The sequence below is a fragment of the Nocardia vermiculata NBRC 100427 genome, from assembly GCF_001613265.1.
Lineage (GTDB): Bacteria > Actinomycetota > Actinomycetes > Mycobacteriales > Mycobacteriaceae > Nocardia > Nocardia vermiculata.
On the sequence record NZ_BDCA01000018.1, the window covers coordinates 52,853 to 79,211 of the forward strand.

Sequence of the window (26,359 nt, forward strand, 5' to 3'; positions counted from 1 at the left end):
GGAGCCGCTTTCCGGCCCCGATTCCCTTGTCGATCACTTCTTTTCCCCTAATAGCAGGCTTGTCTGATTGATCGGCCGGATGTGATCACGATGTGGTGAGCAGTAGGGATTGCAGACCCCAGAGCGCGTGACCGGTACGCCACACGACCGCGTTCTCGGCATCGGATATCCGTACTTCCGGAAATCTGGAGCGCAATCCGGAAAGGACGGCGGTGATCTCCATCCGGGCCAGATCCGATCCGAGGCAGTAGTGTTCGGCATAGCCGAATGAAAGATGCGGGCATTTCTTGCGATTCGGGTCGAACCGGGTGGGGTCGTCGAAGATGTCGTCGTCCAGGTTTGCCGCACCGATGATCGGCACGATGAACTCACCCGGTTGCAGGACTTGTCCGCAGACCGATACCTCGCTGCGGACCAGCCAGGGGAGCGTCTCACCTCCGCCGAGTGAGATCAGTCTGAGTAGTTCGTCCAGGTAGCGGTCATCGTCCAGGTAAGCCCCCGTCAGTCGCTCCGGTGATTCGAGCAAGTAGAGAACGACTTTGGGCAATATGACCGCAGTGGTCTCGTAGCCCGCGAAGACCAGGCTCATGCCGAGGACCAACAGATCGGAATCCGAGAGCGGGGTGTTCTCGTCCTGGGAGATAGCGATCAATTGTGAGATCAGGTCGGTGCCAGGCTCGCGCCGGCGGGTTTCGATCAACTCGGCCACGTACCGCACCAGCGTGACCAGGGCCCGTTCCGTGGCTGCCACGTCGACCCCGCCGGAGTCGGCGAATACATTCGCCACCGACGTCCGTAGCGTTTCGCCGTCGGATCCGGGTACGCCGAGCATGTGACACAGCACGGCCATCGGAATCCGGTCGCCGAGCGCCGAAACGAAGTCGAAATGTGGAGGCGGGGCAGCCTCGATATCGTCGAGGGCCTGGGACACCAGCCCGGTGATCACAGGCTCCATCGCGGCATTGAATTCTCGGGACAGAACTCTTCGTAGGATGCGGCGAGCGTGACCGTGTGCTGCTCCCTCGGAACCTCCGATCGATCCGGGCCGGGCGATGACCGCACGGGTGACGCGTGGTGCGTCGTCGGGGATCGGGATATTTCTAGTGAACGCGTCACTGGAATAGATCCTTCGGATCTCCGCATGGTCGGCGACGACCCAGCAAGACTTTCCGAACGGGAACTGAGCCTTGGCGATCTTCCGGTCGCCGGTCAACCCCGTGAATGCCGGGTCGATATCGAGGGATCGGTTGTCCGAACTCGGAAATGTTATCGATGTCATAGATGTGGGCCCTGCTCTCGATGTGCGAATTATTCGCAGTTACGACAATTTGTAGGCTCGAAGGTGGGCGACGGAGTGGACGGCGCACACTACTTGGTGTTGAAAAGTGTCCATAACGCCTTCTTCGTTGGGGGTGGCGAGACCCTGGTTCTTGGTGATCAGAGTCGGACCTCGCCCCAATATCTTGGTGGCTGGCGAGGTGGTTATCACCCGGGGCGCGAAATCGAACCAGAAATCATCCGATCCGGGCTCGACAACAAAGTTGAAAGCACCGCAGGGGCCTTTGGCCAGCCAGGCTTGCGCGGGGCTTCGGAAATCTGCGGAACGCGGATCGGTGCGCGGTGCCGCATCGACCACGTTGATCGCGAGATATCGCAATAGATCGACCGATTCTGTCGAAATCCAGGCCGAGTTCCGGTCGATGAAGGCAGCCATTCGCGCAAGGCGTTCCGGCTGCGGACGTGGAATGTATCGGGAATGTCCGGTGGCGGCCTCCGTGTCACCGGCGGTCAGGGTACGGGACGCTGATTCGTACACCTGGTACAGGTCGCTGAGCAACCCGTGGATCCCGATGAGCGAGCCCGGCCCTCCCCGGAGGCGCAAGTGACCCGTGCGTGCCTCGACCGGGCCGATCAGGTGCCCGGCCGTGGCGTAGTACCGCGCTCGGTCATCGAACACCTTTGTGAATGGCTCGATCAATTCCAGCTGCTCGTAGCAGGTCATTTGGTCCAGGGGTACCGTGCGGCGGGTCGCGTCGCACGGTATGTGGATGTGGGTGTGCAGCTGATCCCGGATGGAGTGGAGGCCCGGCATCGAGTCGAACGGGTTGAAACCGTGGGATACGTGGACCGTCACTCCTTTCGAGTCGGCCAGTGATCTCGCGACGCGAATATGCCAATCGAATACGGATTCGAAATCGGCTGTGTCGAGGTCGAGAAATGAGCGGAGCGTGCGCCCCTCTGCCCCGATGTAGATATTGACATCCTGATCGCTCCACGTAATGGATTTTGCGACCACTGCGGCGCTGATTTCGGTCGCTGGAATTCGAGTGGTGGCAAGAACCGGAAGTAGTTTCATCAGCTTCGGCCACGTTGCGGTATTCGCCTCTTCAGATGTCGGATAGGTTGCCTTGTACCGTCGTGTGTCGACCATGCGAACCTGCGATAGATCGACCGCTTCCAGTGCTGTTGCCAGTAATTCGCTCTTGTGTATCAGATGCATTTCGGATCTGTCCACCGATCACCTCGGGGGTCAAGCTTTTTCACGGTAGAGGCCGCCGGATCCGGTCGGCCAGGGTCGATTCCGCAGAGCGGAAGCGGGTGTCGAAATTCGGATCGGAATCGTGAGTATGGATAAGAGTCGGCGCCTCGTGCCTACACAGTCGAAACGTGAAGTAGGAGATTGATTGATGTCGAGCGACCCTCGGGAAGATGCGGTAGCGAGGCGGATGATGGAGGTCTACTCCGGTGATCCCGAGGTGCGGGCCGCGATGGCTGTCGAGTCGGTCAGTGCCGAGATCCGCCGGCCCGGGCTGCATCTGGCCGAGGTCGTAGAGACGGTGATGTCCAGCTACGCCGAGCGACCTGCGCTCGGTCGCCGGGCGTTCGAGTACACCGTGGACCCGGCGACAGGCCGGTGTGCGGCACACTTACTACCTCGCTTCGACACCATTACCTACGGCGAACTCTGGGAACGCGTCCGCGCGATCGCCGGCGCATGGCATCACGACCCGGAAATAGCATTGGTGCCGGGCGATTTCGTCGCGATCGTCGGCTTTACCAGCAGTGACTACGTGGCCTTGGACCTGGCGTGCATCTATCTGGGCGCCGTCGTGGCGCCGCTGCCGGCGACCGCGGGAGCTGAAGAACTTCGCGGTTATCTCGCCGAGATAGAGCCGCGAATTCTGGCGGTAACACCCGACTTGCTGGAAACAGCGGTGGCGGCAATCGGCGACGGGCTCTCGAAGTCGGTACGGCTCATCGTATTCGATCGCTGTCCCGGTGACGATGCTGAGCGAGAGCGGATCGAATCCGCCGCCTCGATGCTGGACAACGGAAAAATCCTAGACACGCTTGAAGATGTGGTCGAACGTGGGGCCCGATACCCGGTGCCTGCGATGTTTTCCCACTCCGACAGCGACGACCCGCTGGCATTGCTCATCTACACTTCGGGCAGCACCGGGAGCCCCAAGGGTGCGCTGTACACGGAGCGGCTGTGCTTACGTGCCTGGCTCGTCGGGCCCGGTGCCGGGGCGGCCATCACGGTGAACTACATGCCGCTGAGCCATATCGGCGGCCGGATGACGCTGTTCGGAGTGCTGGCACGGGGCGGGACCAATTACTTCACTGCGGCGAGCGATCTGTCACAGATCTTCGACGACATCGCGCTGGTGAGACCCACCGAGCTGACTCTGGTACCGAGGCTGTGCGATATGGCGCTACAGACCTATCACAACGAACTGAACCGCCGTTCAGCCGAGGAGATCGACGTATCCCGCCTGGAAGCGGAAGTCCGTGAGAACCTGCGCGACAAGTTCTTCGGCGGCAGATTGCTCATCGCTGGATTCGGCAGCGCGCCGCTGGCCGGACAGATGCGCACGTTCATCGAATCCGTCCTGGAGGTACCGCTGCGAGACGGCTACGGGTCGACCGAAGCGGGTGGGGGGATCGTGCTCGACAACCAGGTTCAGCGCCCGCCGGTGATCGATTACATGTTGGCGGACGTCCCGGAGCTCGGCTACTTCTCGACCGATCGGCCCTATCCACGTGGCGAGCTCCTGGTGAAGTCGAGCACGCAGATCCCCGGGTACTTCAAGCGGCCGGACCTCAGCGCCACAATGATCGATTCCGACGGCTATTACCACACCGGCGATGTGATGGCGCAGATCGGGCCGGACCGGTTGACCTACATCGACCGGCGCAGCAATGTGGTGAAACTGTCTCAGGGGGAATTCGTCACGATCGCTCGGGTCGAGGCGGTACTCGCGACCGCGCGGTGGGTCCGGCAGATCTTCGTATACGGCAGTAGTGAGCGTGCCTACCTGCTCGCCGTCGTGGTGCCGACCGGGTCGGCGCTGCGCGAATATTGCGATCCGGCCGAGTTGAAGGAGGCCGTGACGAAGTCGTTGCGTACCGCCGCGGCCGTCGCCGACCTGCGTCCGTACGAGATCCCACGCGATGTCTTGATCGAAACCGAACCGTTCGCAGTAGCCAACGCACTGCTGTCTGGACTGGGGAAATTACTGCGTCCCGAACTGGTTCGGCGCTACGGCGCCTCGCTCCAGCAGATGTACGCCGACCTCGAGCACGCCGAGCGGCAAGCTTTGCGTTCGATACAAGCGCAAGTCCGTTTTCGGCCGGTGCGTGAGATCGTCGGTCGTGTCGCGTCTGCTCTGCTCGGATCGCCGGCCGCAACATTGCGAGGAGACGTCCGCTTCGTGGAGATGGGCGGTGATTCGCTCACAGCTGTAGCTCTGTCGAAACAGCTCGGCGAACTGTACGGCGTCGACGTACCGGTGGCCTTGGTGATCGACCCCACGATCGACCTCGATCGGCTGTCCGACTACGTACAGAGGCAGCGTTCTTCGAACGATATGCACGGGCCCCGGTTCGAATCCGTACACGGATCACCAGCGGATGTGCGGGCCGCGGACCTGGTCTTGGACCAATTCATCGCCCCCGCAGCCCTGGGCGCCGCCGAATCGGCGGCGCCGCCGACCGCCGCGCCACACGTGGTGTTGTTGACCGGAGCCACCGGATTCCTCGGCCGATTTCTCTGTTTGGAATGGTTATCTCGGCTCCAGCGCGACGGCGGGACGCTGATCTGCCTGGTGCGGGGAGACGATGCGGAGCATGCCCGGGTTCGGTTGGAATCGGCCTTCGAGTCGACTCCCCCTCTCGCCGAACAATTCCGCAAGCTGTCCGTCGACCGGCTCGAGGTGGTGGCCGGTGACGTGACGGCGCGGGAGCTGGGCCTGCCACCGCGGATCTGGGACGAACTCGCATGCCGGGTCGATTCGGTCGTGCACGCGGCAGCGCTGGTCAATCATGTACTGCCCTATGAGGACTTGTTCGGTCCCAACACCGTGGGGACCGCGGAGCTGATCCGGTTCGCGATCACCTCTCGACGCAAACGGTTCAGCTACGTGTCCACAGTCGGTGTGGCGGCCGTTGCCGGATCGACAGTGTTCGACGAGGACAGTGATGTGCGGCAGTGGAACCCGGCTCCGGACGATCGCGCGAACTACGCCACGGGCTACAGCACGAGTAAGTGGGCCGGGGAAGTCTTGTTGCGCGACGCGCACGACCGATACGGGTTACCGGTCACCGTGTTCCGGTCGGCCATGATCCTGGCGCATCGCCACTATCCCGGACAGGTGAACGTGAGTGATCGTTTCACCCGGTTGCTCCATGGCGTGCTGACGACGGGGCTGGCGCCCGCGACGTTCTACTCGACGAGGCCGGGATCTGTCCGGGCGCACTACGACGGGCTGCCCGTGGATTTCGTTGCCGAGGCAATGGTGACGCTCGCGCGGAAGGCCCAGGGTGATTTCCGGACCTATCACGTGGTCAATCCACACGACGACGGCATCGACCTGGACTCGTTCGTCGACTGGATGATCGACGCCGGTTTCCGCATCACTCGCATCGACGATTACGCGGTGTGGGTCGAGCGAGTTGCTGTCGTACTGTCGGGGCTCAGCGGGGAACACCGGCAGAACTCACTGTTGCCGCTGCTCGACTCGTATCGAAACCCGGAGACTCCCGTCGCCGGGTCCGCGCTGCCGGCCACCGCCTTCGTTGCGGGCGTTCGTGCCCAGCGAATCGGCGACCATGGCGAAATTCCACGGATCACACCAGATCTCATTCTCGAGTACGCCGATGACCTACGTCGGCGTGCGCTCCTGTGAGCTACCGGAAAGGAACTGCACGAGATGCCCACTGAACTGGAGATGAAGGACGTACTCCGTCGCTACCTGGATAGTTTCAATGCCGGCGATGTCGACGGCATCCTCGCATTGTTCGCCCCTGATGCCGTGGTGGAGGATCCGTACGGAAACGAGCCCGTCGTCGGTCTCGACGACTTGCGCAAGTTCTATGAATTCGCGATGACATTCGAATCGAAACTGACTCTGGATGCGCCTGTCCGAGCCTCGCACGGATCCGCCGCCGCGATGGCTCTGACGAGCACGAGTGAGGTGATCACGATCGGCGCCATCAGCGTGATGGAGTTCGACTCCGACGGCCGGGTCACTTCGATCAAGGCGTATTGGGGCACAACGGATAACGACGCCGAGCAGTGACGGCGGTGCCGGTGCGGTTCAGGGTTCTCGCCGAACCGCACCGGCACGAACCGGGACCGAAGCGCGGGGTCAGCGTGCGGCGACGGCGCTGCGCCGGCCCGCTCGTTCGGCGATATCGAGGGACGCGAGATAGCCGAAGACCATGGCCGGTCCGATGGTCGCGCCGGGCCCGGCGTAGGTGTGCCCCATGACCGGTGTGCTGGTGTTGCCCGCGGCGTAGAGTCCCTCGATCACCGAGCCGTCGGTGCGCAGTGCGCGCCCCGACGAGTCGATGGTGACCCCGCCCTTGGTGCCGAGATCGCCGGGAACCATCTTCGCCGCGTAGAATGGACCATCGGTGATCTCACCGAGGCTCGGGTTGGGTTTGTTGGTGATGTCACCGTAGTAGTGATCGTACGAGCTTGTACCGCGGCCGAAGTCAGCATCGGTGCCGGAGCGGGCGAAGCCGTTGAATCGGGCGATCGTCGCAGCGAGCCGGTCACCGGGAACCCCCATCTTCGCGGCGAGCTCCTCGATGGTGGAAGCGCGTACGACCGTGCCGCTCTCGAGCCAGCTCTTGGGAAGCGGGCTGCGTGGCGGAACCGCGCAGAACATGTAGCGGTTCAAGTACTTCTGGTCGAACACCAGCCACGCCGGAATATTCTCGCCCGGTCCTTCACCCTGACCGTTCTCGCCTCCGTACATCCGATGAACGGCCTCGACGTAGGGCAGTGATTCGTTCATGAAGCGTTCGGCACGCTCGTTGACGATGATGCTGCGCGGCAGCGAGCGCTCGGAGAGCGCGAACCACGGCCCCCTGGGGAATGGGATCGTGGGCCCCCACCAGGCGTCCTCCATGAAGCCGATTCCCGCCCCGATCTCGAGTGCGGCGTTGATGCCGTCACCGGTGTTCGTTGCCGCTCCGGTGGTCCAGTCCGATCCGATGGGGGCGCGCTGATACTGCTGTCGCATCTCGGCGTTGTGGTCGAAACCACCGCAGGCGAGCACGACACCGTGTTCGGCGTGCCAGATCTGCGACTCACCGTCGACCTCGACGCGTACGCCGGTCACCCGATCTTCGGCTGTCACCAGTCCGACCAGCGGGGTACCGAGCTCGAGTCGGACTCCGGCAGCTCGCAGGCCGAGCATCATCTGTCCCATCAGCGAAGCACCGAAACCCAGCAGCCGCTGTCGGCGAATTCGGGCGAGCAGTAGCCGTGCCGCGACCCGGGAAGCCTTGACCGGCCCCCGCCAGTGCCGCAGTCCGGTGCTCAGCCAGCGGTACTCGGCCTGTTTGATGACCACGTTCATCGGGTTCTTGTTGTACGGAGGGTGCAACGTCGCCAGGTCTGCGCCGAGTTTGTTGCCGTCGAACGGCTTCGGTTCGCAGGAGCGCCCGGTGGACCGGCCGCCCGGGGCCTCCGGATAGTAGTCGGAGTAGTCACGCACCCACTCCAGACGCAGCGGTGTGTTCTCGAGGATGAAGTCGAGGGCCTCGCTGCCACGGTTCAGATACTGGTCGATCAATGCGGGATCGACGTCGGTGCCGACGATCGAACGAACGTACTCGCGTGCCGCGTCAGGGGTGTCGGCCGGTGCCTCACGCCGCAGCACTGAATTTCCGGGAATCCAGACGCCGCCGCCCGACCGGGAGGACGAACCGCCCCAATACCGAGATTTCTCGACGATTACGGTGTTCAGGCCGTGCCGGGCCGCTGTGATGGCCGCGCTCATGCCTGCCGCTCCCGAACCTACAACGATGACGTCGAACGTCTTCGCGGGCTCCGATGGCATCTCGTCAGAGTCGTTCACTGATTCCCTCCACACAACTCACGGGTGGCCCCCTCCGAGGGCACGCTACCCTATGTTTCTAGAACACGTTACATTTTTGTTCGGCCGCTGTCCTGCTCAGATTGCCGGGGCGTTGCCTCTCTGTGGACCTCTCGAATGTAGTCATGTCGGCGGTCGGCCGGGGCGTGACGGCCGATGGATGCGTCGTCGCGTATGGCTCGAGGTTTTGCCGAAATGTCGCTGGTCGCAGGTGAATTCGTCGGATGTGCAGACGGCGAACCGCTGCGATGAGTACTATTGGTCACGGGCAGTCCGATGTCAATCCTGTTCGAGGGGGGTTTGCTCCGACGTGGTGGCGACCTTTGCGCAATCCTGCAACGGTGTGAAAGCCGCTAGCGACTCGTCCGATACGGCGCGAGTATTGCTACTTGTTCTAGGTGATGCTAAGTCTTGATCGGGGAGTAGCCGGTTGGGCTGGAGTGCCACGGTCGGTGCTCGCGCACGATGTACCGGGTGGGGCCCATTCATGCAGTACGAAACGCCGTGGCGCAGCATGGTGCGCCGGCGAGTACCGGGAGGTAGTCGATGGTCAGCGAAGCGATTTCTCAGATCGACCGCATTGACATCATTCTGGAAGCGCTGGAAACGGCCGGACAACTGACACTCACCGAGATATCTCAGGCGACGGGCATACCCCGCCCCTCGGTCCATCGAATACTGGACAGGCTCAGCCGTATCGGCTGGGTGGTGCGGCTGGAAGGTTCCGGGTACGAACTGGGCCGGCGCATCTTCGAGCTCGGCACGGCCTCGGTGTACAACAATCAGCTGTGCCGGATCGCGGCGCCACACCTGGCAGCTCTGCAGAGCCGCACGAAAATGGTCGTTCACCTCGGCTATCTCGACGGGCTCGATATCGTCTACCTCGACAAGATCGGCACCGAGTTCGGTAGGTTCCTGCCCTCCCGGGTCGGTGGTCGCCAGCCTGCATGCCGCACCGCGGTGGGCAAGGCGTTGCTGGCCCACCACGCCGTGGACCAGCTCGATCCCGGCACTCGGCCGGCGTTCGGCGACGACCTGCGCCGCGAGCTGGATCGTGTGCGCGCTGCCGGCGTCGCGTACGAGCGCGGTCAGTACCTGGCCGGAGTCGGTTGTGCCGCGGTCTCGCTGGGAACTCACAGTGCTCGGCACGATCTGGCGCTTTCGCTGTGTGGACCGGCGAGCGAGTTTCATCGCAACGAGTTGCGGCTGGTAGCGGTGCTGCGACAGACCTCGAGTGAGATCGCCGACGATATGTTCGCGGCTCACTTTACCGAGGACTTCCACTCATCGAAAACGGTCGTTGATCCTGCCTGCAGGCGTACTTAGAGTCGGCCGGGTATTCGTAGGGTAGTGAGGGCGGCGGAAACTGTATGCGTGTACTGATGACCGTTTCGGACTATCAATCTCATCTGTACCCGATGGTTCCATTGGCCAGGGCTCTGCAGCGCCGCGGCCATGAAGTGGCAGTTGGGTGCACGCCGGCAATATCTGCAGCGGTGGAGCGGGCAGGGTTGACAGCCCATGATTTTCTGTCCGGGAACAGCATCGTCGAGCGATGTCGTATCCATCATGTTCAACGGGCGCTGGAGAAAGGGGAAATGCCGAAGCACGGTTTGGCACACCCGGCTACCGGTGAGTCGTTGTCCTGCCTGGAGGATTTCGACAAGGACGACTATCTGAAACGTAGATTTCCGGTCCTTGTTGCTGAGCAGCGGGGCAACTTCGATAATGCCCTCGATTTCGCGACCCGGTGGCACCCCGATGTCGTGATGAGTGATCCGCTCAGTGACGAGGCCCGCTGGCTCGGTGCCAAGTTGGGCATACGGTCGGTATGTCACCTGTGGGGTCCGGTGGGCAATTGCGAGTCCGGCGACGGTGTCGTCTTCCAGCCCGTCGACACTTCTGGCTACTTCGCCATGGTGACTGCAGGTGGCGGCACGGAAATCCCACCGTTCGACATGGTATTGGATCCGACGCCACCGGGTGTGGCCACGGTGAACGATGCCGGACTGTCGGTGAAGGTCCGTTACATCCCCTACAACGGCGCGGACGAGGGAGCGGAGTCGGCCCGCGGCAGGCGTCCTTCGGTATGCCTTATCTGGTCGCGATTTCTGGACGCGCTCTTCGGTGCGGATTCCTTTATCCTGAATCGGATCGTCGAGTTCTTGGGTAGGATCCCGGTGGATGTGCGGCTCATGATGCCGGCCGAGCAGGTAAGCCTTCTGGATCCGCTTCCGCAGAATGTCGAGTTGTTGGTGGACGTCCCACTCGCGGGTGTGTTGGATAAAACGGACTGTATCGTGCACACCGGTGCTGCCGGAACGGTGATGACTGCAGCGGTCAAGGGTGTGCCGCAGCTGTGCATACCGTTCACAGCGGAAGCCGGATTGAATTCCGAACGAATTGTTAATGAATTCGGTGCTGGTCTTGTTATGGACGATATAGACTTCGGGTACGATGAACTTTCGGATAACCTGATGCGGATTCTCGACCGCGAGGAGTACAGCTTAGCAGCCGCTTCGCTTGCGGCGCGGATAGCGGCTCAGGATGATCCGTCGGAAATAGTGTCACGTTACTTCTGATTGTCCGGGTAAGCGCTGTCGACGGATAGAAAGTTGGACAATGCTATGCAACCCCCGTTGATTCCCACTGCCATGCTGTCGGAATATGCTACGGATCCGCGGCGGCTCTTCGAAGTTGCCTATGCGCAATATGGTCCGGTTTTCCGGTTTCCGGTCGGAAAGGGAGAGTCGTTGGGTCTGGCGGGACCCGAAGCCGTACAGTTCCTCGGCAGTAGGGTGGCAATCGATTCCCTCCGGCAGGACGAAGCGCTGTCGATCATTCCGCAGGAGCTGGGAGGGCGGTATACCCTTCTCGCCTCCGACGGTGAGGTGCATCATGATCTGCGCCGCTTGATCGCACCCGGGTTCTCTCGCGGGGCCGTCGACAACCACACCGGCACGCAACTGTCCGAACTCGCACGACAGGAGATTGCCGCCGCGGGCAATGCCGGTCCGACCGCACTGGGTGATCTCACCACGCGGCTGGCGCACAAGCTCTTCGCTGCTCTGATGGGCATCGAGCTGAGCGATGCGCAATCTGAGTCCATGGATCGGATGATGTCGGTGCTGCTCGCCGTGGCCGGTAAGGCGCGATCGCGGCGCAGCCTCGCGGGATCGGAGTACCTGCGCGCCCGCGAGGAAGTGCGAACATTTGCAGAACAGGTTGTGCGACAGGGAGAGTCACCGCTGGTGCGTCGCCTGCAAGCGGCAGCCGGACAATGTCCACATCTGATTTCCGACAGCGAGGTGGTAACGCATCTGCTGTCCTCGTTCATGGTCGTGACCGAGACGGTCGGCCGTGCCTGTGCATCGGCTTGTCAGCAGGTGGCAGCCATTGCCGACCTGCCCGCAGCGATTCACGCCGAAGCAGGCCCCCTGGGGCTCGACGGTGGTGTGCTTCCCTCCGAAGCCGTGCTGTCGAACACTCTGACCTGGCGCTGTGTCCTAGAGGCGATTCGCCTGGACCCGCCGGTGTGGGCGGTGACTCGTCTGGCTACCGCACCTTTCGAACTGCTGGGCGCAACGATCGAACCCGGCGATCGGCTCGTGATCTCGTTGTCCACGCACAACCGATCGGCCGAGTTCTTCCCGGATCCGGACCGCTACGACCCGGATCGTCCGGAACCTTCCGGCGGTGCCCGGGCCGGTCTGTACCCGTTCGGAGTGGGCGTTCACCGCTGCGCAGGAGCGTCACTGGCGCAGTTGATGTGTGTGGTCGTTGTGCACAGCGTGGTCAGTGCGTCACTCACCGGCACTGCCGTGCGGCTACCGACAGCCACGTCATCGTCGTCCTTCCGATAATCGAGCGAAACGAGAATGCGAGTGTCCGGACAACCAGAACGTGTCCTCAGCCCGGCCGGATCTCCGGCATGGCTCGTCACCGAGTACGCCGCCGTCCGACGGCTGCTGAACGATCCGAGACTCAGCCGGTTCGCCCACCCGAACCCCGAGCACGCGCCGAAGTTCACCCATTCGGAGATGATCGGTGCGCCGCTCTACGACGAGGACATCGACAGGCTGCGCGCCAAAGGGACCGAAGAGTTCATCGCACCGATCTTCAAGCTGGGCGAGCAGGAGCGCCTGGAGGAAATTGTCGACGCCGAGGTGGACGCCGGCTTCGAGCGGATGCGGGAATCGGGGTCGCCCTGCGATATTCGCCATCTGCTGGCCTATCCTATGCCGCCGGCTGTCACCTCGACGCTCATCGGGGTGCCGGAGCCGCTACGGGTACAGGTGCGTGAGCTGGCCAACGATGCCAGCAATATCAATGACGGAGAGATCTCGCGCGGCGCCGCGACCGAGCTCACCGGCCTGTTTTTGGACTTGCTACGGGAGAACCCACCCGAATCGCGCGATTTCATGATCGGCAATATTCGCCGGGCGATCGATCGGGACGGCAAAACGGCCGAGGACGTCCGGCTCTTGGCCGAGATGCTGAAGGGGATCCAGATCGCCGGCCAGATGAACGCGACGACGACGGTCGAGAAGGCGCTTATTCTGATGCTTACCGATGAGCGGCAGCGCGAGCTGTTCCTCGCCGACGAGGCCATCGTCGACGATGCGATCGAAGAAATCCTGCGGGTCGGACATCCCGTGTTCCGGCGAAACAGTGGTTCGCCGCGATTCGCGCTGGACGACCTGGAGGTGGACGGGGTCGAGATCCAGCGCGGTGACCTGGTCATCCTCGATTTCGAGTCTGCAAACGAGGATCCCAAGAAATTCACGTGCCCCGCTCGATTCGATATCGAGCGACGCCCCGCTCAGCATCTCGCGTTCGGCTACGGACTGCACTACTGCGCGGGCGCCCGGCTCACCCGCATCGAGCTGAAATCCGTACTGACACAGGTTTTCCGGGAGTTTCCGAAACTTCGTTTGGTCTCGGATCACCAGTGGCGACGGCGTGAGGAACTGCTCTCGGGCGGGGTACGCGAGATCTTCGTCGAATGGTGACGACTACAGCGGCGACACGCCGGCTAGGGGAAAGTAAAAGGTGCACATGAGGACCGAATCGGACTACGTGGTCGTCGGTTCCGGTAGCGCGGGAAGTATTGTGGCGCGTCGGCTGGCCGAAACCGGTGCATCGGTCACGCTGGTCGAGGCGGGCGCGGTGGACAAGACCTGGCTCGTACGCCGCCCCGGAATCATCGGCCCGCTGTACGCGTCGCCGCGGCTGCATCGGGGGCTCGACTGGGGACACTATTCGACGCCACAACATCATGCGGCGGGCCGGGTATTTCCGCAGCTGCACGGGAAGGTCCTCGGAGGATCCAGCTCGATCAACGCGATGGCGTTCGTGCGGGGCAATCCCCGGAACTTCGACATGTGGGCACGGGAGGGAAATGCCGGATGGAGCTACTCGGACGTGCTGCCCAGCTTCAAGAGACTCGAGTCGTTCGAGGACGGCGGGAGTGAGTTGCGTGGTGGTGACGGGCCGATCGAGGTCACTCGATGGCGAAATCCGCACGCGCCCGCGGTGCTGTTCAGCGAGGCTCTCACAGGTTCGATCGGTTTGAAACCGAATCCCGACTACAACGGTGCCGTACAAGAAGGTGTATCGCCGACGCAGCAGAACTGTTCGGCTGGAAGGCGTTCCAGTACTGCCACCGGATACCTCCGCGAACACCTCGGCACACTGCGGATCCTGACCGGTGCACCGGTGTCGCGGGTCGTCTTCGAACACGGTCGCGCCGTCGGAGTGGAGCTCGCGACCGGCTCGGACCGCAGCGTCGTGCGTGCGCACCGGGAGGTTGTGCTGTGCGCGGGAGCCTTCGGCTCGCCACACCTGTTGATGCTCTCCGGTATCGGTCCGGCGGATCACTTGCGTGCGACAGGAATCGACGTCACGGCTGATCTCCCGGTCGGCACCAATTTGCATGATCACGCATTGGTGCCGGTCACGATGACACTGCCGTCGGTCCGAGCCGCTGAGCTGCCGGCGTACTTCGATCCGGCGTTCATCCGCAACGCTGTTCGTGGCCGCGCGCGCTGGTTGCGCCAATCGCTGTTCGAAATGGTGGCCTTCGCCCGCACCGCCTACGCGGGCAGTGTTCCGGATCTGCAGATGCAGATGATTTCGTGGGGCTATGACGGGTACGCGACCAGCGGGGCGCCCCCGGCATCTGTGCCCGTCCTGACCGTGCTGGTGAAAACCCTCTATCCACGAAGCCGCGGTACGGTCCGGATACGGTCGAATTCCGTTGCCGACGGTCCGATCATCGACCCGAATTACCTCAGCGAGCACCATGATGTGGACGTTCTGACGGCCGGTATCGAGATGGTTCGGGAAGCAGCTCGAACGAGCCCGTTCGCTTCGGAGTTGGGAGCGGAGATATCCCCCGGGCCGTCGGTGATCAACCGCGGCGATCTCGCACAGCATATTCGCCAGCACATCACGACTGTCAATCATCCGGTCGGCACCTGCCGGATGAGTACCGACGAACGCGCCGTGGTCGATCCGCAGCTGCGCGTGTTGGGTGTGGACGGGTTACGTGTCGCGGATGCCTCGATCATGCCCGAGATAGTGGGCGGAAATACCAATGCCGCCACGATGATGATCGGTGAGCGTGCTGCGGAACTCATCACCAGCTAGGCGAAAGACAATCATGCTTACAGAACAGCAGATCACGGATTTCATCAGAGACGGGTTCGTCAAGGTAGAGAATGCGTTTCCTAGCGCTCTCGCCGAACAGGGGCGCGAGATCCTGTGGCGCGCTACCGGATGTAGCCCGACCGACTCTTCCACCTGGACCGAGCCGGTGATTCGGGTGGGTGAGCAGAAGTCCGAACCGTTCCGGCTGGCTGCCGGAGCGTCCGCGCTGGTCGAGGCGTTCGACCAACTCGCGGGTGCGCGACGTTGGGTGCCGATGCAGAGCCTCGATGGCTTCCCGATCCGGTTCCCGAGCGAGAAGCCGCCGGGGGACGACGGATGGCATATCGACGGCGGATTCGAGGCGGATATGCCCGGTTCCCCGGTGCCGTGGCGGGTCAACGTGTGGTCGAGGGGGCGCGCGCTGCTTCCGTTGTTCCTCTTCTCCGACATCGGCCCCGATGATGCGCCGACCCGTTTTCGAGTCGGCTCGCACCAGCGAATGGCGAAGCTGCTGTTCCCGAAGGGCGAGAACGGTGGTGGCGTCATGGAGATGGATGACGCCTACAACTCGACCGACGACTTGCCCCAGGCGCTCGGCACCGGTCGCGCAGGGGACGCCTATGTCTGCCATCCGTTCCTGGTGCACGCGGCGCAAGCCAACCGAACCGGACGTGTCAAGTTCATGGCGCAACCACTGCTGGCAGCCACCGGGCAATGTGTGCTCGACCGGGACGATAGTTCGTATTCGCCTGTGGAACAAGCAATTCGGAAGGGAATCGGCGCAGAATGAGTGAAGTGGTGCGGAAGAAGAGGCCGAGCCGCAACGCGGCACAGGCGATTGCCTCGGGCGACGGGCGCAATGGAATTGTCCGGACACCGGACGGCAATCTGGATATCACGCTCGCGGTCCCGGAACCGATGGGAGGAACCGGGCAGGGAACCAACCCCGAACAGCTCTTCGCCGCCGGCTACTCGGCGTGTTTTCATTCCGCGGTACGGACGCTCGCGAAAGAACACGGCGCGGACACCGCGGATTCGGCGGTTGCCGCCGAGGTCGGTATCGGCGCCGATGGGGCCGGCGGTTACCTGCTCGAGGTAGTGCTGGAGGTTTCCCTGCCACGGGTCGACGCGACTCTCGCGCGGACGCTGGCCGACAGCGCGCACGAAGTGTGCCCGTACTCACGGGCGACCAGGGGCAACATCGAGGTCGACATCCGGATCGCGGAGGATTGAAAGCAATGCAGCACGATCAGCAAGTATCTCCACTGCTCACCGACGTGCGAGCTGAGCATCGCTGGCTGCGGCAGTTTCTCGGGGATTGGGCATACGAGTCCAGTCCGGTCGCCGGACCGGGTGAGACCACCGAAACCTTCACCGGGACCGAGCGTGTCCGTGCCGTCGGTGATCTGTGGGTCGTGGCCGAGGGCGAGGGCGCACTTCCCGGCAACGAGTCGACCACGACTCTGCTGACTCTGGGGTTCGATTCGCAGCGGGACAGTTTCATCTGTACCTGGATAGGGTCGATGATGAGCTCGCTGTGGCAGTACGACGACATCCGCCTCGATTCCGCCGCGAACTCCCTGACCCTGTGCGCGGATGGGCCCGGAATCCTCGACCAGTCGGTGACGACCAGGTTCAAGGACGTCATGACATTCGACACTCCTGACCTCCGGACGGTCAGTTCGTACCACCAGGTGCAGGACGGCACCTGGGAGACCTTCCTGGTGTCGCGTTACCGTCGCGCGTAACCCGCCCGACCGAAAGGGCAGTGCGTGAGTGTGCCCCTACTGGTGGGTTTCGCCGGGCTGTGCTTGTTGTTGGCGGCCACGCCGGGGCCCGACACATTTCTTGTTCTCCGGTTCGGCCTCGGCGGAGCGCGGTTCGGGATCGCCGCGGCACTCGGCTCCGGCGTCGGCTCGTTGCTGTGGGCGGCACTGGTGGCGCTCGGCGTGGCGACCCTGCTGCAGAGTTCGGCGGTCGCATTCGGGGCCGTCAAGGCGATCGGTGGGCTCTACCTGCTGTATCTCGGGGTCTCCGGCTTCATCCGATGTCGGCGTGTAGGGGCGGACAGTGAACAGCTCGGTCGCCGGAAACCGGCAGCGAGCCTGTGGACGGCCCTGACCACCGGACTCGTGTCCTGTGCCGCGAATCCGAAGGTCGGGTTGTTCTTCCTCGCGGTCGCACCACAATTTCTGCCTCCGAATACGTCGAACTTCGGCTCGACGATGCTGCTCGGAGCGATCGACGGTGTCATCGCGGTCCTCTGGTTGACCGCGGTGGCGCTGGGGGCCGCCACGGCGGTGGACTGGATCGCACGACCGAAGGTGACTCGCAGGCTCGACGAGATCAGCTCGGGGGTGCTGGTGCTCCTGGGGATCGGGACGCTCGCCACCAGCACCACCTGGTAGCCGCTTCTCACCGGAATATGCCGACCCTGGTGAGCAACCGTTGATTTTCGCGTCATGTAGCGCAGCATCGCGGCAATACCCGTTTTCTACCTTGGGGCCAACCGGAATTCAGGGAGGCCCCGTTGAGCACGCTGACGCGAAACCACGACATCGAGCACTGGGATGCCGAAGATGTCGCGGCCTGGGAGGCCGGCGGTAAGGAGGTCGCCCGCCGGAATCTGATCTGGTCGGTCGTCGCCGAACATGTCGGATTCTCGGTGTGGTCGATCTGGTCGGTGATGGTGCTGTTCATGCCCACCGAGAAGTTCGGCATCGACCCCGCCGGGAAGTTCTTCCTGGTCGCGATGCCCACGCTGGTCGGCGGCATCCTCCGCGTCCCCTATACGGTCGCCACCGCCCGCTTCGGCGGCCGTAACTGGACGATCCTCAGCGCGCTGATGCTGCTGATCCCGACGCTGCTGACGCTGTACTTCATCAATCAGCCCGGCACCTCGTACACGACTTTCATGGTGATCGCGGCATTCGCCGGATTCGGCGGCGGCAATTTCGCCTCCTCGATGACCAATATCAACGCCTTCTATCCGCAACGGCTCAAGGGCTGGGCGCTGGGGATGAACGCCGGCGGCGGGAACATCGGCGTCCCGGTGATCCAGCTGATCGGATTGCTGGTGATCGCCCTGCTGGGCAACTCCTATGCCTCGGTCGTCTGCCTGGTGTATCTGGTGTTCATCGCGATCGCGGGGATCGGTGCGGCGCTGTACATGGACAATCTGCGCAATCAGAAGGCGGATATGTCCTACATGCTGGAATCGTTGAAGGTGCCGCAGTCCTGGGCGATCGCCTTTCTCTATATCGGTACCTTCGGCTCGTTCATCGGCTTCAGCTTCGCCTTCGGCCAGGTACTGCAGATCAGTTTCAAGGCCGGTGGTGATTCGGTGGCCCAGGCCACCCTTCATGCCGCGCAGATCGCTTTCATCGGCCCGCTGCTCGGATCGGTGGCCCGGCCGTACGGCGGCAAATGGGCGGACCGGTTCGGCGGCAGCCGGGTCACCCTGCTCTGCTTCGTCGGCATGACGGCCGCGGCGTTCGTGGTCGCCGGGGCCAGTGTGGTCGCCGACGGCAACGACGGGGTCGCCTCCGGGGCGACGATGATCGTGCTGGTCGCCGGATTCATCGCACTGTTCGTGCTCTCCGGGATCGGCAACGGGTCGGTCACCAAGATCATCCCGTCGGTGTTCGACGCGAAATCGAAGAGCCTGCAGACGAGTCCGGCCGAACAGACCGCCTGGTCACGCAATACCTCCGGAGCACTGATCGGCTTCGTCGGTGCCATCGGTGCGCTCGGCGGGGTGGCAATCAACCTGGTGCTGCGCTCGTCCTACGCCTCGACGAACTCCGCGACGACCGCGTTCTGGGTCTTCCTGAGCTTCTACGTCGTCTGTGCGGCGGTGGTCTGGGCGGTGTTCCTGCGACGTCCCGGCAGCTCGGCGCCACGCTCGGCAACAGGTGTCGCCGAGACCGTTACCGACGCCGGACGTACGCCGGAATCCGATCCCACCGCGGCTCGCGCCTGATCTCACCGAAAGCAACGGAGGACAGCCATGAACTCGACAGTCGAACCCACTCAGCGCGCGACCGTGGTCGTGGTCGGCCATGGCATGGTCGGGCACCGATTCGTGGAGGCACTGCGCGCTCGCGACCACGCCGGCCGGTGGCAGGTCGTGATCCTCAGCGAGGAGTCGCAGGCGGCCTACGACCGGGTCGGCCTCTCGTCCTACGTCGGAAGCTGGGATCCGGCGGCGCTGGCCCTTCCGGGGAACGACTACGCCGGTGACGCGCTGGTGGATCTGCGCCTCGGTGTTCGAGCCGACGAGATCGATCGGGCCGCACGCAAGGTCACCACCTCCTCCGGCGACGTGATCGCTTACGACGCGCTGGTGCTGGCGACCGGCTCGTATGCCTTCGTACCGCCGGTGCCGGGGCACGACCGGCCCGAATGCTTCGTCTATCGCACCCTCGAGGACCTGGACGGCATTCGCGACGCCGCCCGGGCCGCCGGACCGGGGGCGGTCGGTGTGGTCGTCGGCGGCGGGCTGCTGGGCCTGGAGGCGGCCAATGCGCTGCGGCTGCTCGGAATGACACCGCACGTGGTCGAATTCGCGCCCCGATTGATGCCGGTGCAGGTCGACGAGGGTGGTGGTGCGATCCTCGAGAAGCTCGTCACCGACCTCGGGTTGCAGGTGCACACCGGCGTCGGTACCTCGTCCATCGAGCCCGCCGAAGACGGTGCGGGACTGCGGGTCACACTGTCGGACGAATCGGCGATCGACGCGTCGCTGGTGGTGTTCTCCGCCGGGGTGCGCCCGCGTGACCAGATCGCTCGCGACGCCGGCCTCGAGGTCGGCCCGCGCGGTGGTGCGGTCACCGATCCGGGCATGCTCACCTCCGATCCGCACATCTACGCGGTCGGTGAGGTCGCTGCGATCGAGGGCACCTGCTACGGCCTGGTCGCACCCGGCTACACCACCGCCGAGATCGTCGCGGATCGGCTGCTCGGTGGTGCCGGGGAATTCCCCGGTGCCGATCTGTCCACGAAGCTGAAACTGCTCGGTGTGGATGTGGCCAGTTTCGGTGACGCTCATGCGACCACCGATGGTGCGCTGTCGGTGGTGCTGCACGACGCAGCCAAGGGCACCTACGCCAAACTCGTGCTCTCCGACGACGCCAAGACACTGCTCGGTGGCGTTCTGGTCGGCGATGCCTCCCAGTACGCGGCACTGCGCCCACTGGTCGGTAGTGAACTGCCCGCCGAACCCGCGGCGCTGATCTCACCCGCCGGTGCCGAACTCGGCGCCGACGCACTGCCCGACGAGGCGCAGATCTGCTCCTGCAACAACGTGTCCAAAGGGGCCATTCTCGGGGCCGTGCACGAGGGCGCCTGCGATATCGCCGCGGTCAAGAATTGCACGTCCGCCGGAACGTCCTGTGGCGGTTGCGTTCCCATGATCAAGAAACTGCTCGAGCAGTCGGGCGTGGAGATGTCGAAGGCGCTGTGTGAGCACTTCACCCAGTCGCGTTCGGAACTGTTCGAGATCGTGCGGGTCACCGGAATCCGTACCTTCTCCGAGCTGATCGCCAAGCACGGCACCGGAATCGGGTGTGATATCTGCAAGCCGACCGTCGCCTCGATCCTGGCCTCCACTTCCAGCGAGCACATTCTCGACGGCGAACAGTCCGCACTGCAGGACACCAACGACCATTTCCTGGCCAACCTGCAGAAGAACGGCACCTACTCGGTGGTGCCGCGGATGCCCGGCGGTGAGGTCACCGCCGAACAGTTGATCGAAATAGGTTCCATCGCCAAGGATTTCGGACTCTACGTGAAGGTCACCGGCGGTCAGCGCATCGACTTGTTCGGTGCCCGTGTCGAGCAGTTGCCGCAGATCTGGCAGCGACTGGTCGACAAGGGGATGGAATCCGGCCACGCCTACGGGAAATCACTGCGCACGGTGAAGAGCTGTGTCGGCTCGACCTGGTGCCGCTACGGCCAGCAGGATTCGGTCGGCATGGCGGTGCTGCTGGAGCAGCGGTACCGCGGGCTGCGCTCGCCGCACAAGCTGAAGCTGGCAGTGTCGGGTTGTGCCCGCGAATGCGCCGAGGCCCGCGGCAAGGACGTCGGCGTCATCGCCACCGAGAACGGCTGGAACCTCTACGTCGGCGGCAACGGCGGCCTGACTCCCAAGCATGCGGTGCTGCTGGCCGGCGATCTGGACGACGAGACGCTGATCCGATACATCGACCGCTACCTGATGTTCTACATCCGCACCGCGGACCGCCTGCAACGCACCGCGCCGTGGCAGGAATCACTCGAGGGCGGCATCGAGCACCTGAAGCAGGTCGTCTGTGCGGACTCGCTCGGTATCGCCGCCGAACTGGAGGAGAGCATGGCCCGCCACGTGGCCGGTTACCGCGACGAATGGGCCGCGGTCCTGGAGGACCCGGACAAACTGTCCCGCTTCGTCTCCTTCGTCAACGCCCCCGAGGAAACCGACCCGACCATCTCGTTCGACGACACGGGCGCCCGCAAGGTGCCGGTGCTGCTGGGTTTGCCGGGGGTACCCGGAGCGCCTGTTTCATCTGCCACGCCCGGGAAATAGTCACGTAATCGTGCGGAAACAGGACGCCGGTACCTATTGGATAAGGCGTTCATCACCAGGGAGAGTACCGATGACCGTAATCGACGCACCCGGCTTCGTACCGGCACCTACCAGCGGCTGGACCTCGGCCTGTCGGCTCGACCATCTGATCCCCGGTCGTGGCGTGGCGGTGCTGCTGCGCGGTGGGCGACAGGCCGCGCTGTTCCTGCTGCCCGACGGCACCCTGTACGCGGTCGGCAATATCGACCCGTTCGGTCGCGCTGCCGTGATCTCACGGGGCCTCGTGGGCAGCCGCGGCATCGTGCCCGTGGTGGTCTCGCCGCTGCTCAAACAGGCGTTCTCGCTGATCGACGGGCACTGTCTCGACGACGGCACGCACGCGCTGCCGGTTTACGGTGTGCGGGTGGTGGACGGAGTGGTCGCGGTGTCCAACGAGCCGCTGGATCGTGGCGGTCGGCCGTGAGCGACGCCAGACCCTTGGACGGGTTCACCGTCGGGGTGACCGCCGCGCGCCGGGCCGACGAGCTCGCCACGCTGTTGGCGCGGCGCGGCGCGACCGTGGTCGTCGCGCCCGCGATCCGCATCATTCCGTTGTCCGACGACAACGAATTGGAACGGGTCACCCGGAGACTGGTCGCCGATCCGCCGCAGCTGACGGTCGCCACCACCGGAATCGGTTTCCGCGGCTGGATGGAGGCCGCGGAGGGCTGGGGCCTGGCCGAGGAGTTGCGTGCCACCCTGGGCTCGACCCGGGTACTGGCCCGCGGCCCCAAGGCGAAGGGCGCCATCCGCGCCGCGGAGCTCCGGGAGGAGTGGTCACCGGCGTCGGAATCCTCGGCGGAGGTGCTCGATCATCTGCTCGCCGAGGGTGTGGAGGGGATGCGGATCGCCGTGCAACTGCACGGCGCCACCACCGAATGGGAGCCGGTACCGGACTTCTGTGAGGTATTGCGCTGCGCCGGAGCCGATGTCGTACCGGTGCCGGTGTATCGCTGGGTGCCACCGGAGGATCGCACCGCCATGGACCGGTTGCTCGAGGGGGTGGTCACCTCGGGTCTGGACTGTGTCACCTTCACCAGCGCGCCGGCGGTGGCCTCGACCTTGATGCGTGCCAAGGAAACCGGGTTGCTCGAGGGCGTGCTGCAGGCGATGCGCGCACGGGTACTGCCGGCGTGTGTCGGGCCGATCACGGGGGCACCGCTCGAGGATCTGGGAGTGGTGACGTCGACACCCGGCCGGGCGCGGCTGGGAGCGCTGGCGCGGCATGTGGCCGAGGAACTGCCCCGGCGTGCCAACCGGATCCACGCCTCCGGGCACGAACTGAGTGTGCGTGGTGGCTGTGTTGTCGTCGACGGCGCGGTACGTCAGCTCGCTCCCGCGCCGATGGCGCTGATGCGGGCGCTGTCGCGGCAGCCGGGCCGGGTGGTCTCGCGTGCGGATCTGCTGGCGGCGCTGCCCGGCGGAGGTGCGGACACCCATGCCGTGGAAACCGGAATCGCCCGCCTGCGTGCGGCTCTCGGAACCCCCAAGGCGATCCAGACGGTGGTCAAACGGGGCTACCGGCTGGCGTTGGATCCGGCCGACTGCGTCGACGCGCCGCGTCCGGCAGCGGGATACGACTCGTCCTCCCAGCCGCCGCGACCGGCGTCGATGGTGGAGGTGTGGTGAGCGCCCCCGCGCTGGTGCTGACCGCCCACGGCACCCGCAGCGCGAAGGGGGTGCACATGATCGGTGCGCTCGCGGCCGCGGTGCGGGCGGAGCTGGACCGCTCGGGTGCAGCCGGCACACCGGTGCACACCGCCTTCGTCGACGTCCTCGGCCCCTCGCCCGCCACGGTGCTGCGGGAGCTGGACTGTGGTCCGGCCGTGGTGGTTCCGGCCTTTCTGGCCTCCGGATATCACGTCTATCAGGATGTGCCGCGGGAGGTCCGTGACAGCGGCCGCCGCGATGTGGTCGTGACCCCGGCGATGGGCCCGGATCCGCAGCTGGCCCGGGTGATGCGCCTGCGGCTGCGCGCAGCGGGTATGCGCGCGGGCGACGCGGTGGTGCTGGCGGCCGCGGGCTCCTCCGACGTTCGTGCGCGCCACGATGTGCGGCGTGCTGCCGCCATGCTGGCCGCGGAACTGGGCGGGCCGGTGCGCATCGGCTACATCGCCACCGGGACGCCTCGGGTTCCCGACGTGGTCGCCGAACTGCGCGAATCCGGTGCGCGGCGGGTATTCGTGGGTTCCTATCTGCTGGCGCACGGGCTGTTCCAGCAGCGACTGCACCAGGCCGGAGCCGACGGCGTGGCCGACCCGCTCGGCGTCCACCCGGCGGTGGTCGAGCTGCTGCTCGACCGATACCGGGCCCACGCTCGTGAATTCCTCGTCACCGCAGTATGAGTCGTTGCGCGCAGCTGGAGGGGGTCGCGGCCGGCCGGCTCACACGCGCGGTGCGATGGTGAGGTCCCCGTGGATGACGCCCTGCGTCATCTCCCGGGCCAGCATGTTGTGCGGGAACGGAAGTGCGACCGCGCTCGCGGCCTCGAGCCGCTCCACGTGCGCCGGATCGAAGTCCACGTCCAGTGCACCGAGGTTGTCGGTCAGCTGTGCCGGGGTGCGGGCACCGATGATCGGCGAGGTCACCGCGGGATTACGCAAGGTCCAGGCCAGCGCGATCTGGGCAGGGGTGCGGCCGAGGTCGGCGGCCACCTCGGCGACCACGTCGGCGATCGCCAGGCCGCGTGCGGTGAGCGAACCGTTGGCCAGGGCGACCTGACGCCGGGTGCCTTCGGGGCCGCCGGTGGATTCGTCTGCCAGATCCGCCGCGCTGTATTTTCCGGTCAGCACCCCGCTGCCCAGCGGCGACCAGGGAATGACGCCGAGGCCCAGCTCGCGCGCCATCGGGAACAGGTCGTGTTCCACTGTGCGCTCGATCAGGTTGTACTCCACCTGCAGGGCGACCAGGGGTGACCAGCCGCGCAGGTCGGCGATGGCCTGCATGCGCGATACCTGCCACGCCGGTGTGTCGGAGATGGCGACGTAGAGCACCTTGCCCTGCCGGACGAGATCGTCCATGCCACGCAGCACCTCCTCGACCGGGGTGGTGAAATCCCAGGCATGCAGGTAAAGCAGGTCGATGTAGTCGGTGTTCAGGTTCCGCAGGCTGGCCTCGACCGATCCGATCATCGATTTGCGGCCGTTACCGCCGGAATTCGGGTCGCCGGGCCGGCGCAGCATCGAGTACTTGGTGGCCAGCACCAGGCTCTCGCGATTGTCGCGGGTGAACTCGCCGAGCAGCCGTTCGGAACTGCCGTTGGCGTAGAAGCTGGCGGTGTCGATGAAATTGCCGCCGCGCGAGACGTAGTCGTCGAACAGTTTGCGAGCGTCGTCGCGGTCGGCGCCCCAGCCCCAATCGGAGCCGAAGGTCATCGTCCCCAGCGCCAAGGGGGAGACTCGCAGCCCGGACCGGCCCAGCAGCCGATAGGTGTCGAGAGTGAGCGCCATGGTGTGTCCTCCTGTGTGAATGCGATCCGGAGCACAGTCTGCGTCGCGTCGATGGGCGCGGTAAGGGAAGAAACTTCCTGGGATCGCCGGTACCAGGCTCGTCGTAGGATCGTGGGGTGACCGGCACGGTGGAAGTGACACACGAGCTGGGTGCGTTCCTGCGTACTCGGCGCGAACGCCTGGACCCGCACGAATTGGGTATGCCACAACGGCGCCGGTCCCGCCGCACTCCGGGGCTGCGCCGGGAAGAGGTCGCCGAATTGGCCGGCGTGAGTATCGACTATGTGGTCCGGCTCGAACAGGGCCGCGGTTTACGCCCCTCGCCGGAGGTGCTCGAGGCGCTGGCCGGTGCCTTGCGCTTGAATCCCGACGAACGGATGTACCTGTTCGACCTCGCCAGGCAGCGCCTGCCCGACGACGGTAAACCCGCCACCGAGGCATCACCGGAGCTGGTGCGGCTGGTGCGCGATCTGGCGCCACTACCGGCGATGGTGCTCAACCACCGCCACGACATCCTGGCGTGGAACCCGCAGATGTCACGGCTGCTGCTCGACTTCGACACGCTGCCGTCGGCGCAGCGCAATGCGCTGTGGCTGTGCCTGCTGCACCCGGACATGATCACCTTCTACGGTGACCGGGAAACCATTGTGCGGCAGGGGATCGCCGGACTGCGTTCGGCCTGGGCCGCTCATCCCGACGACGGCGTCCTGGCCGCTCTGATCGACGAATTCCGCACCACCAGCGCCGAATTCGCCGCGCTGTGGGAGCAGCGCGACGTGCGGGTCCAGGGGCGCGGGTACAAGACGATGCATCATCCGGATGCCGGTGCGGTCACCGTTTCCTACGAGACGTTGATGCCGTTGCAGGACCCCGATCAGCGCCTGGTCATCTACCGGGCGGCTGATCCGCAGAGCCAGGCCGCGCTGGACCGGTTGTCGGGTAGCTGAGCACAGGCTGCGGCTGCTTTCGGATTCGGGGGAGATCCGTCGGTACGTGCGAGTGCCGCAGGACTGTGGCGCGTGTACCGGACGACAGCACGGTGGCGAATCGGTAGTCGCCCGCCCCCGGGGCGCCGACGTGCCTACCGCGAGTCCCCGCGTGTCGTGGCCGGTATCGCTCAGCGGATGCCGACGGCTCCGTCCGGGACCGGAGCGGGCGTTCGCCGGCGGGGATCGGCAGCGGTCGGGCGGGTGCGTGTGGAGTCGCGGCGCGCGGGTACACCGGGACCGGATGCGTATGCCGTAGCTTTGCCGGGAGACCGTTCG

21 protein-coding genes are annotated in these 26,359 nt (G+C 64.6%); 17 read left to right on the top strand and 4 right to left on the bottom strand.

The window, feature by feature from the left end; all coding sequences use genetic code 11:
- Positions 1-85: 85 nt before the first annotated feature.
- Positions 86-1,279: a cytochrome P450 gene (locus tag NV2_RS19105; protein ID WP_067876054.1), complete on the bottom strand. Its 1,194-nt coding sequence runs from the start codon at positions 1,277-1,279 to the stop codon at positions 86-88.
- A 39-nt stretch (positions 1,280-1,318) separates the two neighbouring features.
- Positions 1,319-2,515, bottom strand: coding sequence for a hypothetical protein (locus NV2_RS19110; RefSeq protein WP_157102971.1), 1,197 nt, complete (start codon positions 2,513-2,515; stop codon positions 1,319-1,321).
- Between the two features lie 172 nt (positions 2,516-2,687).
- Here NV2_RS19110 and car point away from each other — a divergent pair, with 172 nt between their 5' ends.
- Positions 2,688-6,188 (top strand): carboxylic acid reductase, encoded by a 3,501-nt coding sequence (gene car / locus NV2_RS19115; protein ID WP_067876059.1) that lies wholly within the window; start codon positions 2,688-2,690, stop codon positions 6,186-6,188.
- A 24-nt stretch (positions 6,189-6,212) separates the two neighbouring features.
- Positions 6,213-6,581 carry a nuclear transport factor 2 family protein gene (locus tag NV2_RS19120; RefSeq protein WP_067876062.1) on the top strand — a complete coding sequence of 123 codons (369 nt, stop codon included), beginning with the start codon at positions 6,213-6,215 and terminating at the stop codon, positions 6,579-6,581.
- A 69-nt stretch (positions 6,582-6,650) separates the two neighbouring features.
- Here NV2_RS19120 and kstD read toward each other — a convergent pair whose 3' ends face one another.
- A complete protein-coding gene (gene kstD, locus NV2_RS19125; RefSeq protein ID WP_067876301.1) occupies positions 6,651-8,354 on the bottom strand; it encodes a 3-oxosteroid 1-dehydrogenase in 1,704 nt (567 codons plus the stop codon).
- Between the two features lie 582 nt (positions 8,355-8,936).
- Between kstD and NV2_RS19130 the strand changes: the two genes are divergently transcribed.
- From NV2_RS19130 to NV2_RS19195, 14 genes are all read left to right on the top strand, one after another.
- Complete coding sequence (locus tag NV2_RS19130; RefSeq protein ID WP_067876065.1) at positions 8,937-9,716, top strand: IclR family transcriptional regulator; 780 nt, start codon at positions 8,937-8,939, stop codon at positions 9,714-9,716.
- Positions 9,717-9,760: 44 nt separating this feature from the next.
- Positions 9,761-10,972 (top strand): glycosyltransferase, encoded by a 1,212-nt coding sequence (locus NV2_RS19135; protein ID WP_157102972.1) that lies wholly within the window; start codon positions 9,761-9,763, stop codon positions 10,970-10,972.
- A 72-nt stretch (positions 10,973-11,044) separates the two neighbouring features.
- Positions 11,045-12,253 (top strand): cytochrome P450, encoded by a 1,209-nt coding sequence (locus tag NV2_RS19140; RefSeq protein WP_373863590.1) that lies wholly within the window; start codon positions 11,045-11,047, stop codon positions 12,251-12,253.
- A gap of 21 nt (positions 12,254-12,274) precedes the next feature.
- Positions 12,275-13,402: a cytochrome P450 gene (locus NV2_RS19145; protein WP_067876074.1), complete on the top strand. Its 1,128-nt coding sequence runs from the start codon at positions 12,275-12,277 to the stop codon at positions 13,400-13,402.
- Between the two features lie 46 nt (positions 13,403-13,448).
- The gene (locus NV2_RS19150) at positions 13,449-15,041 is read left to right on the top strand and encodes a GMC family oxidoreductase (protein ID WP_067876077.1); all 1,593 of its coding nucleotides are present in this window, start codon (positions 13,449-13,451) and stop codon (positions 15,039-15,041) included.
- Between the two features lie 13 nt (positions 15,042-15,054).
- Positions 15,055-15,831 (top strand): phytanoyl-CoA dioxygenase family protein, encoded by a 777-nt coding sequence (locus NV2_RS19155; RefSeq protein ID WP_084475069.1) that lies wholly within the window; start codon positions 15,055-15,057, stop codon positions 15,829-15,831.
- A complete protein-coding gene (locus tag NV2_RS19160; RefSeq protein WP_067876080.1) occupies positions 15,828-16,274 on the top strand; it encodes an organic hydroperoxide resistance protein in 447 nt (148 codons plus the stop codon). Before NV2_RS19155 ends, NV2_RS19160 begins: the two co-directional genes overlap by 4 nt.
- A 5-nt stretch (positions 16,275-16,279) precedes the next feature.
- Positions 16,280-16,789: a DUF1579 domain-containing protein gene (locus NV2_RS19165; protein ID WP_067876083.1), complete on the top strand. Its 510-nt coding sequence runs from the start codon at positions 16,280-16,282 to the stop codon at positions 16,787-16,789.
- Positions 16,790-16,813: 24 nt separating this feature from the next.
- Positions 16,814-17,449, top strand: a complete 636-nt coding sequence (locus tag NV2_RS19170) for a LysE family translocator (protein WP_067876086.1) — start codon at positions 16,814-16,816, stop codon at positions 17,447-17,449.
- A gap of 122 nt (positions 17,450-17,571) precedes the next feature.
- Entirely contained in the window at positions 17,572-19,023 is a 1,452-nt protein-coding gene (locus NV2_RS19175; RefSeq protein ID WP_067876088.1) for a nitrate/nitrite transporter, read from the top strand.
- 27 nt (positions 19,024-19,050) lie between these two features.
- Positions 19,051-21,606 (top strand): nitrite reductase large subunit NirB, encoded by a 2,556-nt coding sequence (nirB, locus tag NV2_RS19180; RefSeq protein WP_067876091.1) that lies wholly within the window; start codon positions 19,051-19,053, stop codon positions 21,604-21,606.
- A 70-nt stretch (positions 21,607-21,676) separates the two neighbouring features.
- On the top strand, positions 21,677-22,069 hold the full coding sequence (nirD, locus tag NV2_RS19185) for a nitrite reductase small subunit NirD (protein ID WP_067876094.1): 393 nt from the start codon (positions 21,677-21,679) through the stop codon (positions 22,067-22,069).
- Positions 22,066-23,274 carry a uroporphyrinogen-III synthase gene (locus NV2_RS19190; protein ID WP_067876098.1) on the top strand — a complete coding sequence of 403 codons (1,209 nt, stop codon included), beginning with the start codon at positions 22,066-22,068 and terminating at the stop codon, positions 23,272-23,274. Before nirD ends, NV2_RS19190 begins: the two co-directional genes overlap by 4 nt.
- On the top strand, positions 23,271-23,990 hold the full coding sequence (locus tag NV2_RS19195) for a sirohydrochlorin chelatase (RefSeq protein ID WP_067876306.1): 720 nt from the start codon (positions 23,271-23,273) through the stop codon (positions 23,988-23,990). Before NV2_RS19190 ends, NV2_RS19195 begins: the two co-directional genes overlap by 4 nt.
- Before the next feature lie 39 nt (positions 23,991-24,029).
- Here NV2_RS19195 and NV2_RS19200 read toward each other — a convergent pair whose 3' ends face one another.
- Positions 24,030-25,094 (bottom strand): aldo/keto reductase, encoded by a 1,065-nt coding sequence (locus NV2_RS19200; RefSeq protein WP_067876100.1) that lies wholly within the window; start codon positions 25,092-25,094, stop codon positions 24,030-24,032.
- 116 nt (positions 25,095-25,210) lie between these two features.
- On the opposite strand from NV2_RS19200, the gene NV2_RS19205 reads away from it, so the two are divergent.
- Entirely contained in the window at positions 25,211-26,041 is an 831-nt protein-coding gene (locus tag NV2_RS19205) for a helix-turn-helix domain-containing protein (RefSeq protein ID WP_067876102.1), read from the top strand.
- Positions 26,042-26,359: the final 318 nt, after the last annotated feature.

What these genes read in the sequence shown, in the direction of transcription:
- NV2_RS19105 (WP_067876054.1), bottom strand. Translation starts at nt 1,279, where the DNA reads ATGACATCGATAACATTTCCGAGTTCGGACAACCGATCCCTCGATATC.
- car (WP_067876059.1), top strand. Translation starts at nt 2,688, where the DNA reads ATGTCGAGCGACCCTCGGGAAGATGCGGTAGCGAGGCGGATGATGGAG.
- NV2_RS19120 (WP_067876062.1), top strand. Translation starts at nt 6,213, where the DNA reads ATGCCCACTGAACTGGAGATGAAGGACGTACTCCGTCGCTACCTGGAT.
- kstD (WP_067876301.1), bottom strand. Translation starts at nt 8,354, where the DNA reads ATGCCATCGGAGCCCGCGAAGACGTTCGACGTCATCGTTGTAGGTTCG.
- NV2_RS19130 (WP_067876065.1), top strand. Translation starts at nt 8,937, where the DNA reads ATGGTCAGCGAAGCGATTTCTCAGATCGACCGCATTGACATCATTCTG.
- NV2_RS19135 (WP_157102972.1), top strand. Translation starts at nt 9,761, where the DNA reads ATGCGTGTACTGATGACCGTTTCGGACTATCAATCTCATCTGTACCCG.
- NV2_RS19140 (WP_373863590.1), top strand. Translation starts at nt 11,045, where the DNA reads ATGCTGTCGGAATATGCTACGGATCCGCGGCGGCTCTTCGAAGTTGCC.
- NV2_RS19150 (WP_067876077.1), top strand. Translation starts at nt 13,449, where the DNA reads ATGAGGACCGAATCGGACTACGTGGTCGTCGGTTCCGGTAGCGCGGGA.
- NV2_RS19155 (WP_084475069.1), top strand. Translation starts at nt 15,055, where the DNA reads ATGCTTACAGAACAGCAGATCACGGATTTCATCAGAGACGGGTTCGTC.
- NV2_RS19160 (WP_067876080.1), top strand. Translation starts at nt 15,828, where the DNA reads ATGAGTGAAGTGGTGCGGAAGAAGAGGCCGAGCCGCAACGCGGCACAG.
- NV2_RS19165 (WP_067876083.1), top strand. Translation starts at nt 16,280, where the DNA reads ATGCAGCACGATCAGCAAGTATCTCCACTGCTCACCGACGTGCGAGCT.
- nirB (WP_067876091.1), top strand. Translation starts at nt 19,051, where the DNA reads ATGAACTCGACAGTCGAACCCACTCAGCGCGCGACCGTGGTCGTGGTC.
- nirD (WP_067876094.1), top strand. Translation starts at nt 21,677, where the DNA reads ATGACCGTAATCGACGCACCCGGCTTCGTACCGGCACCTACCAGCGGC.
- NV2_RS19200 (WP_067876100.1), bottom strand. Translation starts at nt 25,094, where the DNA reads ATGGCGCTCACTCTCGACACCTATCGGCTGCTGGGCCGGTCCGGGCTG.